Consider the following 12,022-nt stretch of genomic DNA (forward strand, 5'->3'; position numbering starts at 1 on the left):
ATCTGGCGTTGACTTTTGGCACGCTGTTGAGTTCTCAAGGAACGGTCGCTTCCTTTGTACTCACCCTCTCGGGCTTTCCTCCGGGCTTCCCTTCGGTCTTGCGTTTCCGACTCTATCAGACCCTTTCGGCTCCGATTCCCTGTCGACGGGATTTGCCTTTCGGCCTCGCGGCCTTTCGACATTCACTACGTTAGCCGATTCCCCGTCCGACTCATAATCGAGTCTCCGCGCTTTCGAATTCAGGCGTGCAGGCACGCCAAATTCGATCCCGCTGAGGGATGTCGTAGGTAGTGGTTTGGCCGCTCCGGCTGCAGGCGATTGCCGTACCCGGTTCAGCGGCTCGGGCCACGTTACGCGCCTCCCGGGGGGCGAGTCAACTTCGGCGGCGCCTCGGGACATGGGCCCGGTAGGGGCTCACGGTGGGGTCGTCGGCGATCCAGTAGCGCCAGGGATGGAGGTCGCCATTGCCCCCATCTCCGGACACACCGGTACGCGGGCCGGTGCGCACCTGGTCAGATGGGGTCGGCGTGCCCGTCAGGATCCTCAGCGGGGTCTCGCCCGGGGCGCAGGCGTCCGTACCGTCGAGGGCCCGGTTCACGCCGAGGGCGGTGGCGAGGCGGGCCGGGCCTTTGGCCAGTTCCTTGTCATTCCGGGCCGAGAGGCGACGTCTGCGGGCCAGTTCGGTGCCCTCGAGGATCTCGCCGGCGCGCAGCAGGACCGCGCTCGCCGTGCCGTCGGGGCCGCAGACCAGGTTCATGCAGTGCCACATGCCGTAGGTGAAGTAGACGTACACATGACCGGGCGGACCGAACATCACGTCGTTGCGGGCGGTGCGACCGCGGTACGCGTGGGAGCCGGGGTCGTCAGGGCCGTTGTAGGCCTCCACCTCTGTGAGGCGCAGGAGGATCGGACCGTCCGGGGTGGAGCGTACGAGGATGCGGCCCAGGAGGTCGGGGGCTACTTCGAGGACGGGGCGGTCGAAGAAGTCTCTGGGGAGCGGCGTACGGTCGGGGGTCGCGATCATGCCGTCCGAGGGTAGTGCAGACGGGTGGCGGTCACGGGGTGGTCAGGGGCCCTCCCCCTTGCGAGGGTGAGGGTAAGGAACCGGCCACCGCCGGATCGCGTTTGTAGGGATCAAGGACGTCGTCGTAGAGGGAGAGTCATGGGGTTCAAGAAGCTGCTCGCGAGTCTGGGGTCCGGCGGGGCTTCGGTCGAGACCGTGCTGACCGAGGTCAATGTCGTGCCCGGCGGTGTGGTCCAGGGCGAGGTGCGGATCCAGGGCGGTTCGGTCGGCCAGCAGATCGAGGCGCTCTCGGTCGGGCTCCAGGCCAAGGTCGAGGTCGAGAGCGGCGACGAGGAGTACAAGCAGGACATCGAGTTCACCAAGGTGCGGCTCGGTGGGGCCTTCGAGCTCCAGGCCGAGGCCGTGCACGCGGTGCCGTTCGGGCTTGAGATCCCGTGGGAGACGCCGATCACGACGATCGACGGGCAGCCGCTGCGCGGGATGCACATCGGTGTGACCACCGAGCTGGAGATCGCGCGCGCGGTCGACTCCGGCGACCTCGACATGATCAACGTGCACCCGCTGCCGGCGCAGAAGGCGATCCTGGACGCGTTCGTCCAGCTGGGCTTCCGCTTCAAGAACGCGGACATGGAGCGCGGGGTCATCCGCGGTACGCGGCAGAAGCTGCCGTTCTACCAGGAGATCGAGTTCTTCCCGCCGCAGCAGTACCGGGGCATCAACCAGGTCGAGCTGAGCTTCGTCGCGGACCAGAGCGCGATGGACGTCGTGCTGGAGATGGACAAGAAGCCGGGTCTGTTCAGCGCGGGCAGCGACACCTTCCGGTCCTTCACGGTGGGGCTGAACGACTTCCAGGGGACCGACTGGGCGGCGTACCTCAACCAGTGGCTGTCCGAGGTCGGCAGCAAGCGCAACTGGTCCTAGGCTCGGAGGCCACTGAACGTTCCGATCAGGAGGTACCGAGGTGACCGAGCTCAAGAGGCGGCCGCTCCCCCATGACTTCCATCCGCCCGTGCCCTCGTTCACGGTCACGAGTGAGGACGTCTCGGAGGGGGCGACCCTCAAGGACGCTCAGGTCTACGCGGCCGGCAACACCTCGCCGCAGCTGCGGTGGGAGGGCTTCCCGCCGGAGACCAAGAGTTTCGCCGTGACCTGCTACGACCCGGACGCCCCTACTGGCAGCGGGTTCTGGCACTGGGTGGTGTTCGACATCCCGGCGTCGGTCACCGAGTTGCCCGCGGGTGCGGGCAGCGGCACGTTCGAGGGTCTGCCCGAGGGTGCCGTGCAGGCGCGCAACGACTACGGGTCGAAGGAGTTCGGCGGGGCGGCGCCGCCCGCCGGGGACGGGCCGCACCGGTATGTGTTCACGGTGTACGCCGTGGACCAGGAGAAGCTCGGTCCGGACGCGGACGCCTCGCCGGCCGCGGTCGGTTTCAATCTGCGGTTCCACACGCTGGCGCGTGCGCAGCTCATCGGTGAGTACGAAGTGGCCGCCGAAGCCTGACGTTCATTGAACGTTTGCCCGTCCCTGGTCTTGGAAGTGATCAGGGGCGGGCACTTTTTATTTCGTTGTCCATCTCGGCGTGCCCGGCCAGAGTTGATCCCAGCCCGCCAGGGGGTGGGCCGCTGCGCACAGGAGGTGGGCTGGTCATGCGGGACACGCTGGTACTGAACGCGAGCTTCGAGCCGCTGTCGACGGTGACGTTGAACCGAGCCGTCGTTCTGGTGCTTCAGGACAAGGCCGTCGTTGAGCAGTCCCACCCCGAACTGCGCATGCGCGGAGCCGCGGTCGACATACCCGCGCCCCTGGTGATCCGGTTGTGCCGGTACGTACGGGTGCCGTTCCGAAGACGAGCGCCGTGGTCGAGGCGGGGGGTGCTGGTCAGGGACCGGCACAGGTGCGCGTACTGCGGTCGTCGGGCGACGACCGTGGACCATGTGGTGCCGCGGTCGCAGGGTGGTCAGGACACCTGGCTGAACACGGTGGCCTCGTGCGCTGAGGACAATCACCGCAAGGCGAACCGGACTCCGGAGGAGGCGGGGATGCCGTTGCTTCGGCAGCCGTTCGAGCCGACGCCGGCCGATGCGATGTTGCTGTCGCTGGGGGCGGAGGACTTCTCGGCGCTGCCGGGGTGGTTGGCTCGGGACGCCGCATAGCGGTTGCGTCTGCCGGGATCGGTTGTCCGGCGGCTGCGGGGGCGTTGTGGCTGGTCGCGCAGTTCCCCGCGCCCCTGGGGAGTTGGGGTCCGCCCTGTTCGGAGGCGGACCCCGTTGTCGTGGCTCAGTCTATGCTCGGCTTCTCTCGGCGTTCCGCGCCGCTGGTGCCGGAGTTGCCGCCTGAACCGCCGCCCATGCCGCCGAAGTTGCCCATCGCGCCGGACAGGCCCTTGAGGGCGTCGCCGATTTCGCTGGGGACGATCCAGAGCTTGTTGGCGTCGCCCTCGGCGATCTTCGGGAGCATCTGGAGGTACTGGTAGCTGAGGAGCTTCTGGTCCGGGTCGCCGGCGTGGATCGCCTCGAAGACCGTACGGACCGCCTGGGCCTCGCCTTCGGCGCGCAGGGCCGCTGCCTTTGCCTCGCCCTCGGCGCGCAGGATCTGGGACTGCTTCTCGCCCTCCGCCGTGAGGATCGCGGCCTGGCGGGTGCCCTCGGCGGTGAGGATCGCGGCGCGCTTGTCGCGGTCGGCGCGCATCTGCTTCTCCATCGAGTCCTGGATGGAGGTGGGCGGTTCGATCGCCTTCAGCTCGACGCGGTTGACGCGGATGCCCCACTTGCCGGTGGCCTCGTCGAGGACGCCGCGCAGGGCCGCATTGATCTCCTCGCGGGAGGTCAGCGTGCGTTCCAGGTCCATGCCGCCGATGATGTTGCGCAGCGTGGTGACGGTGAGCTGCTCGATCGCCTGGATGTAGCTGGCGACTTCGTACGTGGCCGCGCGGGCGTCCGTCACCTGGTAGTAGATGACGGTGTCGATGTTCACGACCAGGTTGTCCTGGGTGATCACCGGCTGCGGCGGGAAGGGCACGACCTGTTCGCGCAGGTCGATGCGGTTGCGGATGGTGTCGATGAACGGGACGACGATGTTGAGGCCCGCGTTCAGCGTCCGTGTGTACCGGCCGAAGCGCTCGACGATGGCGGCGCTGGCCTGTGGGATGACTTGGATCGTCTTGATCAGGGCGATGAAGACCAACACCACCAGAATGATCAAGACGATGATGACCGGTTCCATCGTCGGCTCCCCGTACCCTTCTCCGCCTCGGCGCTGTCGCGGATCCTGTGGATCCTAACTGCTGCAGATCTTATGTCTGTTGAAGATCTTGCCGGTTGAGTCTGACAGACCGTCGTGTGCCCCGTGTGGTGTTCTCCCGGTTACGTCGTGCGAGGTCACATGACGATCGCCGTGGCCCCCTCGATGTCCACCACGTCCACCGACTGCCCCACTTCGTAGGCCTGGCCGCCGTCGAGGGAGCGGGCCGACCAGATCTCCCCGGCGAGCTTGATCCGGCCGCCGGAGGCGTCCACGCGCTCCAGGACGACCGCTTGTTTGCCCTTCAACGCCTCGACCCCGGAGATGAGTTGGGGGCGCCCGCTGCGATGGCGGGCGGCGATGGGCCGTACGGCGAGGGCCAGCGCGACCGAGACGACGGCGAACACGAGGACCTGGAGGACGACTCCGCCACCGAGTCCGGCCACGGCCGCGGCTGCCAGGGCGCCGACGGCGAGCAGGCCGAGTTCGGGCATTGCGGTCATCACGAGCGGGATTCCGAGCGCGGCCGCGCCGATGAGCCACCACACCCATGCGTCGATGTCGTTCACATCGTCATGGTAGGTCCGTACAACCTGCCGCGGACAGGGCGCAGTTCGGGTGGATCAGGACAGCGGGAGGCCCTGGGCGGTCCAGCGGTCGCCGATCTGCTCGACGACGAGCGGGAGACCGAAGCACAGGGAGAGGTTGCGGGAGGTGAGTTCGAGCTCCAGCGGGCCGGCGGCGAGGACCTTGCCCTGACGGATCATCAGGACGTGGGTGAAGCCGGGGGCGATCTCCTCGACATGGTGGGTGACCATGATCATCGACGGGGCGATGGGGTCGCGGGCGAGGCGGCCGAGACGGCGTACGAGGTCCTCGCGGCCACCGAGGTCGAGGCCGGCGGCGGGCTCGTCGAGGAGGAGCAGCTCGGGGTCGGTCATCAGGGCGCGGGCGATGAGGGTGCGCTTGCGCTCGCCCTCGGAGAGGGTGCCGAACTTCCGCTCGACGTAGTCGCTCATGCCGAGGCGGTCGAGGAAGGCGCGGGCGCGCTGCTCGTCGACCTCGTCGTAGTCCTCGTGCCAGGTCGCGGTCATGCCGTAGGCGGCGGTGAGCACGGTCTCCAGGACGGTCTGGCGCTTGGGGAGCTTGTCGGCCATGGCGATGCCGGCCATGCCGATGCGGGGGCGCAGGTCGAAGACGTCGACCCGGCCGAGGGTGTCGCCGAGGACGGTGGCGGTGCCCTTGGTCGGGAAGAGGTAGCTGGAGGCGACGTTGAGGAGGGTGGTCTTGCCGGCGCCGTTGGGGCCGAGGATGACCCAGCGCTCGCCCTCCTTCACCGACCAGGAGACCTGGTCCACCAGAGCCCGGCCCTCGCGGACCACGGATACGTCCTGAAGCTCCAGAACATCGCTCATGAGCGCGTTGTCTCCCCTTGCAGTGTGACCGGTCTGGCGTCTCGGTGGTCGCGTGCGCCGGTGGGCGCACCCCTCGACGAAATCTACGCCACCGGTCGGGCGCTTCATTCCATCGGTACGGTCCTTAGGGTGGGGGCATGTTCTCGGAACCACGTTCAGGGCGCCTCGCCGCTTGGGGAAATGCCCTTTTGGCCGGACTCGTGTCACCGGATGACGGAGTGCTCGCGATCGTCGGGGACGACGCCGTGCACCGGGTGGAGGGACTGCCGGGCGAGTCCGGGCCGGTCGGGCTGACGTTGGCGCTCGGGCGGTTGCGGGCGCTCGGGGTGAGCGGCTTGCGGGTCGCGTTGCCGGCACCGGGGCATCCGCTGGGCCTGAGCGGGCCGCCGGAGTTCAACGCGCGGGCGTTGGAGGCCGAGGAGGCGGTGGTCTGTCACGGGGCCGCGTTCGGGCTCGTGCCCGAGGTGTACGCGGCGGGGCCCGACGGTGATGTGCACGTCGAGGTGGTGTGGCAGGTGCTGCCGGTACGGGAGGCGCCCCCCGCGGATGTGCCGTCGCTCGGTGAGGCCGAGCGGGAGCTGGCGGAGGCCCTGCGGGAGGCGACCGAGGTGTTGTCCCGGCTGGATGTCGCCGGGTCGGGGCCGGTGGCCGAGGCGGCGATCGACGCGTACCGGGCGCGGGCCGAGCGGGGGCGGGAGGCGCTGGCGCCGGGGTATCCGCCGCGGGCGGTGCGGGTGCTGGAGCTCGCGCGGCGGGTGGCGATGCTGGTGACCCTGGCCTCCGAGAACGGCCACGGCGCCGCGGTGACGTCCGGGGAGATGGCGGCCCGGGCCGCCGCGCTGCGGCCGGTGGAGCGGACGGCACGGCGGGCTCAGGTGGCGGCGTACAACGCGTATGTGGAGGAGCGGGAGCGGGGGGTTCGGTGAGCGAGGGCTCGGTGAGCGGTGTGGCACCGCTGGTCGGAGTCCGCAGCCGTGTCGCACCGCCGCTCCGAGCCGGCAGCGGAAACGGCCTCCCGGGCGAGCCGGGAGGCCGGAGTCGCTGGCCGCCTCGCGGCGCGCAGGTCAGTGATTGACGCCCAGGTTGCCGAAGGCCGGGTTCAGCGCGCCGATCACGGTCACGCTGTTGCCGACCGCGTTGACCGGGACGTGGACCGGGGCCTGGACGACGTTGCCCGAGCCGACGCCCGGGGAGCCCACGGCCTTGCCGTCGGCCAGCGCCCCGCCGTCGGTGGCGGAGGCCATCCCGGCCCCGGCGGCGATCAGTCCGCCGGCCACCATCGTCACGGCCGCTGCCTTCTTCAGGTTCTTCACTTCTGACCCCTCCTAGCGATCACCGCGGCAGTCGCCGCGGCACGCATGGAGAACGGCGGAGATCCACGAAGGATGCGGCCATCCGGGGGACATTCCCACGACGGTATGAATCTCAGTCCGGAGCGGAACCCTCCGTATTGCCGTGCGCCGCGCCCTTATCCGGCCACACCATGCCGTACCGCCCACAGGGCCGCCTGGGTGCGGTCCGCCAGGTCGAGCTTCATCAGGATGTTCGACACATGGGTCTTCACCGTCTTCTCGGAGAGGACCAGCGCACGGGCTATCTCCCGGTTGGAGCGGCCGTCCGCTATCAGCCCGAGCACCTCGCGCTCCCGGTCGGTCAGCGAACCGGCTCTGCCCTGGCCGGGGCCGGATTCCTCCTGGGACAGCAGGGCCCCGGCGACCTCGGGCTGGAGCAGGATGTGCCCGGCGTGGACGGAGCGGATGGCGCCGGCCAGGGCGTCGGGATCGACGTCCTTGTAGACGTAACCGGCGGCTCCGGCGCGCAGGGCCGGGACCACGGTGCGCTGCTCGGTGAAGCTGGTGACGATCAGCACGCGCGCGGGGTTGTCCAGCTCGCGGAGCTTGCGCAGGGCGTCGACGCCGTCCATGCCCGGCATCTTGACGTCCATGAGGACGACGTCGGGCCGCAGCTCCTCGGCGCGGGCGACTCCCTCGGCCCCGTCGGACGCCTCGCCCACGACCTCGATGTCGTCCTGTACTTCGAGGAACGTGCGCAGGCCCCGGCGGACGACCTGGTGGTCGTCGACGAGCAGTACCTTGATCGGGTCAGCCACCGGGGACCTCCATCTCGATCGTGGTGCCCTTGCCGGGCGCCGATTCCACGGTGAGTGTGCCGCCGACCCCGCTGGTCCGGTCCCGCATGGAGACCAGACCGAGATGGCGGCCCGCGCGGCGGACGGTCTTCGGGTCGAAGCCGCTGCCGTTGTCCGTCACCCGCAGCACGGCTCCGGCGCCGGAGCGGTGCAGGGTCACGTCGACGGTGTCCGCGCCCGAGTGGCGCAGCGCGTTGTGCAGGGCCTCCTGGGCGACCCGCAGCAGGGCCTCCTCCTGCGCGGCGGGCAGTGCTCGCACCCCGCGGCCGTCGAAGGTCACGCGGGCGCCGTGGGCGCGGTCCAGGACCTGGACGTGGGTGCGCAGGGTGGCCACCAGGCCGTCCTCGTCGAGGGCCGCGGGGCGCAGCTCCACCACGGCGGCGCGCAGTTCGTCCGCGGCCTCCGCGGCGAGCACGGCCACCTGCTGGAGCTCGCCCTTGGCGCGGGCCGGGTCGCGGTCGACGAGGGCCGTCGCGGCCTGTGCGGTCAGGCGCAGGGAGAACAGCTTCTGGCTCACCGCGTCGTGCAGTTCGTGGGCGAGGCGGGAGCGCTCCTCGGCGATGGTCAGTTCGCGGCTGCGTTCGTACAGGCGGGCGTTGGTCAGGGCGATGGCCGCGTGCTGGGCCAGGATCGCGAGGAGTTCCTCGTCCTGCGCGGTGAAGCCGCAGGCGCCCTCGGGCTTGGCGCACCGCTTGTTGGCCAGGAACAGCGCGCCGATGACCTCGTCGCCGTCGCGGATCGGCAGGCCCAGGAAGTCGGACATGTCCGGGTGGGCGGAGGGCCAGCCCTCGAAGCGGGGGTCCTTGCGGACGTCGGCGAGGCGCTCGGGCTTGGCCTCGTGCAGCATCGAGGCCAGGATGCCGTGCTGGCGCGGGAGGGGACCGATGGCCTTCCACTGCTCGTCGCTGACGCCGTCGACCACGAACTGGGCGAAGCCGCCGTGGTCGTCCGGGACGCCGAGGGCGGCGTACTGCGCGTCGAGCAGTTCGCGGGCCGAGGCGACGATCGTCTTGAGGACATCGCGCACCTCAAGATGCCTGCTCATGGCCAGCAGCGCGGAGCTCACCGCCGCCAAACCGGACCCTGGACCTTGATTCATGTCCTCACGGTACCGGCGGGGTGTGACAGTGCGGATCGGACCTGTGGCCGCCCCCGCCTAGGCCGGTGGCCCTAGGTCTCGGGTCCCCGGGCGCAGGCCGCCCGTCAAAGGGACCCGGCGCTCTGCGGCTCGCGTCCGAGGCGGTCCGGGCGGGCCCGTTCCTAGGTTGATGGCACATCGATCTGGGAGGAGACGTGTCATGCCGGTAGCGATCATCACGGGGGCCTCGAAAGGGCTGGGGCGGGCGCTGGCCGAGGCCCTGGCCGCGCGGGGCTGGGATCTGGTGCTCGACGCGCGCACCGAGGGGGTGCTGAAGGAGACGGCGGCGGTCGTCTCCGAGCACGGCACGCGCGTGGAGGCGCTGGCCGGGGATGTCACGGACGCCGGGCACCGGGCGGCGCTGGTGGCCACGGCCTGGAAGCTGGGCGGTGTCGATCTGCTGGTGCACAACGCGAGCGCGCTGGGCGCCGAGCCGCTCGTACGGCTGGAGGAGCTGCCCCTGAAGGGGCTGCGGCGGGCGCTGGAGGTGAACACGGTCGCCGCGCTGGGCCTGGTCCAGGAGGCGCTGCCGCTGCTGCGCGCGTCCCGGGCCGGCACGGTCGTCACGGTCAGCTCGGACGCCGCGGCCGAGGCGTACGAGACGTGGGGCGGCTACGGGGCGTCCAAGGCGGCACTCGACCACCTGGCGGCGGTGCTCGGCGCGGAGGAGCCCGGGCTGCGGGTGTGGGCGGTGGATCCCGGGGAGATGGCCACCGACCTGTACGCGGCGGCCGTACCGGACGACGACGGGGAGCGGCCGGCGCCGGGGAGTGTGGTGCCGGCGTTTCTGCGGCTGCTGGACGAGCGGCCGGGCAGCGGGCGGTACGCGGCGTCGGCGCTGTCGGCGGGTCGGCGATGACGCTGGCGGTGCGGGTGCCGCCGGAGCTGTCGGCGCGGGTGCCGGCCGAGCAGCGGGAGCCCGGGCGCGGGCGGGACTCGGTGCGGCTGCTGGTGTCGCGGGGGACGGAGCCGGCCCATCACGTGTTCCGGGAGCTGCCCGGGTTGCTGCGGGCCGGGGACCTGCTGGTGGTGAACACCTCGCCGACGCTGGCCGCAGCGGTGGACGGGGAGATCGGGCACGCGCGTGTGGTGGTGCACTTCTCCACGCGCGGGGACGACGGGCGGTGGGCGGTCGAGCTGCGGGATCCGGACGGCAACGGCACCACGCGTGCGCGTGCGGGCGGTCCGGCGGGCGCGCGGGTGCGGTTGCCGGGCGGAGTGCGGCTGATGTTCGAGGAGCCGCTGAGCGCGGACGGTGCGCGGCTGTGGTGGGTCCGGGCGTCCGGTCCCGGGGTGCTGGGGATGCTGCGGGAGCACGGGCGGCCCATCCGTTACTCCTATACGGAACGCGATCAGCCGCTGTCGGCGTACCAAACGGTGTTCGCGCTGGAGTCGGCGGACGGGTCCGGCAGTGCGGAGATGCCGAGTGCCGCGCGGCCCTTCACGGCGCGGACGGTGGCGGAGCTGGTGAGCCGGGGGGTGCGGTTCGCGCCGGTCACCCTGCACACCGGGGTGGCCTCGGCGGAGGCGCACGAGCCGCCGTATCCGGAGCGGTTCGCGGTGCCGGAGTCCTCGGCCCGGCTGATCAACGCCGTGCGGGCCGGTGAGGGGCGGGTGATCGCGGTGGGGACGACCGCGGTGCGGGCCGTGGAATCGGCGGTGGGCGCGGACGGGGCGGTACGCGCGCGTGCGGGGTGGGCGGATCTCGTGGTCACCCCGGAGCGCGGGGTGCGGGTGGTGGACGGGCTGCTGACGGGGCTGCACGAGCCGGAGGCCTCGCATCTGCTGATGCTGGAGGCGGTCGCGGGGCGGGCGGCGATCGGCCGTGGGTACGAGGAGGCGCTGCGCGGGCGCTACCTGTGGCACGAGTTCGGGGACGTGCATCTCCTCCTTCCGGCGGAGAACCCTCACCCAGAGCATTGCTCCAGCAACTCCCGGTGAGGTTGCCACCCGGCGGATGTGAGGCCGCACATAGGGCCCAGATCACGTACGAAGGCACATAGGAGATAAACGGCCCCCACGTGAGCGGGAAAGACATTCCTGTCTGTCCTGATTTGCCCTTACCTGATCCACTATCGGGGATCGTACGTCACACCTTTGCCTGGGCATTTTGCGGCCGCTAACAATGGCTCCCGTCGCTCAACGCCGTGGGTCCGCCCGCGGCGTTTGTGCCGGAAGCACCCGTGTCCCCCGCCGGACAGCGAGCGACCTCCGCGCTACTCGAAGAGGTCTCCCCGCCATGCCCAAGAACATCCCCACCCCTGGTCGTCGTGCGGTGACCAGGCAGCACAAGATCGCGCTCGCAGGTGTCGCCACGCTCGGCGCCGCCGCCCTCGCCTTCTCCGCGGTGCCGGGCAATGCGCAGACCACGACGACCGCCGAGCCCGCCGCTGCCCAGGTCGCCTTCAAGACCGAGCAGATCAAGGACGTCAAGGCCAGCGTCACCGACCAGCTCGCGAGCGCCAGCCTGAAGGCCGAGGCCATCGCGGCCAAGAAGAAGGCCGCCGCCGACGCCGCCGCGAAGAAGAAGGCGGAGGCCCAGAAGAAGGCCGCCGCCGAGGCCGCCGCCAAGAAGAAGGCCGAGCAGGCCCGCAAGGCCAAGGAAGCCGCGAGCCGGTCCGCCGCCCGCCCCCAGGCCAAGCCGGTCGCCGCGAAGAAGACCTACGCCAACAACCTTGACGGCTGGATCAAGGAGGCGCTGGACATCATGGACAAGCACAACATCCCCGGCACCTACCACGGCCTGCACCGCAACATCATCCGGGAGTCCTCGGGCAACCCGAACGCGATCAACAACTGGGACATCAACGCCCAGAACGGCGTCCCGTCGATCGGCCTGCTGCAGGTCATCAAGCCGACCTTCGACGCCTACCACGTCCCCGGCACCGCCTGGAGCCAGTACGACCCGGTGGCCAACCTGACCGCCGCCGCCAACTACGCTGCCGACCGCTACGGCTCGATCGACAACGTCAACAGCGCGTACTGAGGCCGGCGCGGGCCTCGGTACGGAACGCCGAAGGGCGGCACCTCCTGACGGGTGCCGCCCTTCGGGGTC

The 12,022-nt window shown here is 70.5% G+C and carries 14 protein-coding genes; 7 read left to right on the forward strand and 7 right to left on the reverse strand.

Going from position 1 to position 12,022, the window contains the following annotated elements; genetic code table 11:
• Window positions 1-373 precede the first annotated feature (373 nt).
• Window positions 374-1,024, reverse strand: coding sequence for a DNA-3-methyladenine glycosylase (locus tag ACWD11_RS04090; RefSeq protein ID WP_451281159.1), 651 nt, complete (start codon window positions 1,022-1,024; stop codon window positions 374-376).
• A gap of 138 nt (window positions 1,025-1,162) precedes the next feature.
• Between ACWD11_RS04090 and ACWD11_RS04095 the strand changes: the two genes are divergently transcribed.
• The 3 genes from ACWD11_RS04095 (at window position 1,163) to ACWD11_RS04105 (ending at window position 3,178) form a co-directional block, all read left to right on the forward strand.
• Window positions 1,163-1,945 carry a sporulation protein gene (locus ACWD11_RS04095; protein WP_389418862.1) on the forward strand — a complete coding sequence of 261 codons (783 nt, stop codon included), beginning with the start codon at window positions 1,163-1,165 and terminating at the stop codon, window positions 1,943-1,945.
• Between the two features lie 40 nt (window positions 1,946-1,985).
• Complete coding sequence (locus ACWD11_RS04100) at window positions 1,986-2,525, forward strand: YbhB/YbcL family Raf kinase inhibitor-like protein (RefSeq protein WP_389418861.1); 540 nt, start codon at window positions 1,986-1,988, stop codon at window positions 2,523-2,525.
• Between the two features lie 146 nt (window positions 2,526-2,671).
• Window positions 2,672-3,178 (forward strand): HNH endonuclease, encoded by a 507-nt coding sequence (locus tag ACWD11_RS04105; RefSeq protein WP_451281162.1) that lies wholly within the window; start codon window positions 2,672-2,674, stop codon window positions 3,176-3,178.
• Between the two features lie 124 nt (window positions 3,179-3,302).
• Here ACWD11_RS04105 and ACWD11_RS04110 read toward each other — a convergent pair whose 3' ends face one another.
• From ACWD11_RS04110 to ACWD11_RS04120, 3 genes are all read right to left on the reverse strand, one after another.
• Window positions 3,303-4,247, reverse strand: coding sequence for an SPFH domain-containing protein (locus ACWD11_RS04110; RefSeq protein ID WP_389418859.1), 945 nt, complete (start codon window positions 4,245-4,247; stop codon window positions 3,303-3,305).
• A 155-nt stretch (window positions 4,248-4,402) separates the two neighbouring features.
• Complete coding sequence (locus ACWD11_RS04115) at window positions 4,403-4,834, reverse strand: NfeD family protein (protein ID WP_389418858.1); 432 nt, start codon at window positions 4,832-4,834, stop codon at window positions 4,403-4,405.
• A 54-nt stretch (window positions 4,835-4,888) separates the two neighbouring features.
• Window positions 4,889-5,680: an ABC transporter ATP-binding protein gene (locus tag ACWD11_RS04120; RefSeq protein WP_389418857.1), complete on the reverse strand. Its 792-nt coding sequence runs from the start codon at window positions 5,678-5,680 to the stop codon at window positions 4,889-4,891.
• Window positions 5,681-5,817: 137 nt separating this feature from the next.
• On the opposite strand from ACWD11_RS04120, the gene ACWD11_RS04125 reads away from it, so the two are divergent.
• Window positions 5,818-6,606 (forward strand): hypothetical protein, encoded by a 789-nt coding sequence (locus tag ACWD11_RS04125; RefSeq protein WP_451281165.1) that lies wholly within the window; start codon window positions 5,818-5,820, stop codon window positions 6,604-6,606.
• A gap of 138 nt (window positions 6,607-6,744) precedes the next feature.
• Here ACWD11_RS04125 and chpE read toward each other — a convergent pair whose 3' ends face one another.
• From chpE to ACWD11_RS04140, 3 genes are all read right to left on the reverse strand, one after another.
• The gene (chpE, locus tag ACWD11_RS04130) at window positions 6,745-6,993 is read right to left on the reverse strand and encodes a chaplin ChpE (RefSeq protein WP_389418855.1); all 249 of its coding nucleotides are present in this window, start codon (window positions 6,991-6,993) and stop codon (window positions 6,745-6,747) included.
• Window positions 6,994-7,148: 155 nt separating this feature from the next.
• Window positions 7,149-7,790 (reverse strand): response regulator, encoded by a 642-nt coding sequence (locus ACWD11_RS04135; RefSeq protein WP_389418854.1) that lies wholly within the window; start codon window positions 7,788-7,790, stop codon window positions 7,149-7,151.
• Window positions 7,783-8,928, reverse strand: a complete 1,146-nt coding sequence (locus ACWD11_RS04140; protein ID WP_389418853.1) for a GAF domain-containing sensor histidine kinase — start codon at window positions 8,926-8,928, stop codon at window positions 7,783-7,785. The genes ACWD11_RS04135 and ACWD11_RS04140 overlap by 8 nt, the downstream gene beginning before the upstream one ends.
• Before the next feature lie 199 nt (window positions 8,929-9,127).
• Between ACWD11_RS04140 and ACWD11_RS04145 the strand changes: the two genes are divergently transcribed.
• The 3 genes from ACWD11_RS04145 to ACWD11_RS04155 all read left to right on the forward strand — a co-directional run bounded on the left by ACWD11_RS04145 (window position 9,128) and on the right by ACWD11_RS04155 (window position 11,953).
• Window positions 9,128-9,826 carry an SDR family NAD(P)-dependent oxidoreductase gene (locus ACWD11_RS04145; RefSeq protein ID WP_451281169.1) on the forward strand — a complete coding sequence of 233 codons (699 nt, stop codon included), beginning with the start codon at window positions 9,128-9,130 and terminating at the stop codon, window positions 9,824-9,826.
• Window positions 9,823-10,908, forward strand: coding sequence for an S-adenosylmethionine:tRNA ribosyltransferase-isomerase (locus ACWD11_RS04150; protein ID WP_451281171.1), 1,086 nt, complete (start codon window positions 9,823-9,825; stop codon window positions 10,906-10,908). Before ACWD11_RS04145 ends, ACWD11_RS04150 begins: the two co-directional genes overlap by 4 nt.
• 298 nt (window positions 10,909-11,206) lie before the next feature.
• Window positions 11,207-11,953 carry a transglycosylase SLT domain-containing protein gene (locus ACWD11_RS04155; protein ID WP_389418850.1) on the forward strand — a complete coding sequence of 249 codons (747 nt, stop codon included), beginning with the start codon at window positions 11,207-11,209 and terminating at the stop codon, window positions 11,951-11,953.
• The last annotated feature ends 69 nt before the right edge of the window (window positions 11,954-12,022 follow it).

The organism is Streptomyces sp. NPDC002776 (assembly GCF_053592195.1).

Coding starts and splice junctions, on each gene's coding strand:
- ACWD11_RS04090 (WP_451281159.1), bottom strand. CDS start 1,024: ATGATCGCGACCCCCGACCGTACGCCGCTCCCCAGAGACTTCTTCGAC.
- ACWD11_RS04095 (WP_389418862.1), top strand. CDS start 1,163: ATGGGGTTCAAGAAGCTGCTCGCGAGTCTGGGGTCCGGCGGGGCTTCG.
- ACWD11_RS04105 (WP_451281162.1), top strand. CDS start 2,672: ATGCGGGACACGCTGGTACTGAACGCGAGCTTCGAGCCGCTGTCGACG.
- ACWD11_RS04110 (WP_389418859.1), bottom strand. CDS start 4,247: ATGGAACCGGTCATCATCGTCTTGATCATTCTGGTGGTGTTGGTCTTC.
- ACWD11_RS04120 (WP_389418857.1), bottom strand. CDS start 5,680: ATGAGCGATGTTCTGGAGCTTCAGGACGTATCCGTGGTCCGCGAGGGC.
- ACWD11_RS04125 (WP_451281165.1), top strand. CDS start 5,818: ATGTTCTCGGAACCACGTTCAGGGCGCCTCGCCGCTTGGGGAAATGCC.
- ACWD11_RS04140 (WP_389418853.1), bottom strand. CDS start 8,928: ATGAATCAAGGTCCAGGGTCCGGTTTGGCGGCGGTGAGCTCCGCGCTG.
- ACWD11_RS04145 (WP_451281169.1), top strand. CDS start 9,128: ATGCCGGTAGCGATCATCACGGGGGCCTCGAAAGGGCTGGGGCGGGCG.
- ACWD11_RS04150 (WP_451281171.1), top strand. CDS start 9,823: ATGACGCTGGCGGTGCGGGTGCCGCCGGAGCTGTCGGCGCGGGTGCCG.
- ACWD11_RS04155 (WP_389418850.1), top strand. CDS start 11,207: ATGCCCAAGAACATCCCCACCCCTGGTCGTCGTGCGGTGACCAGGCAG.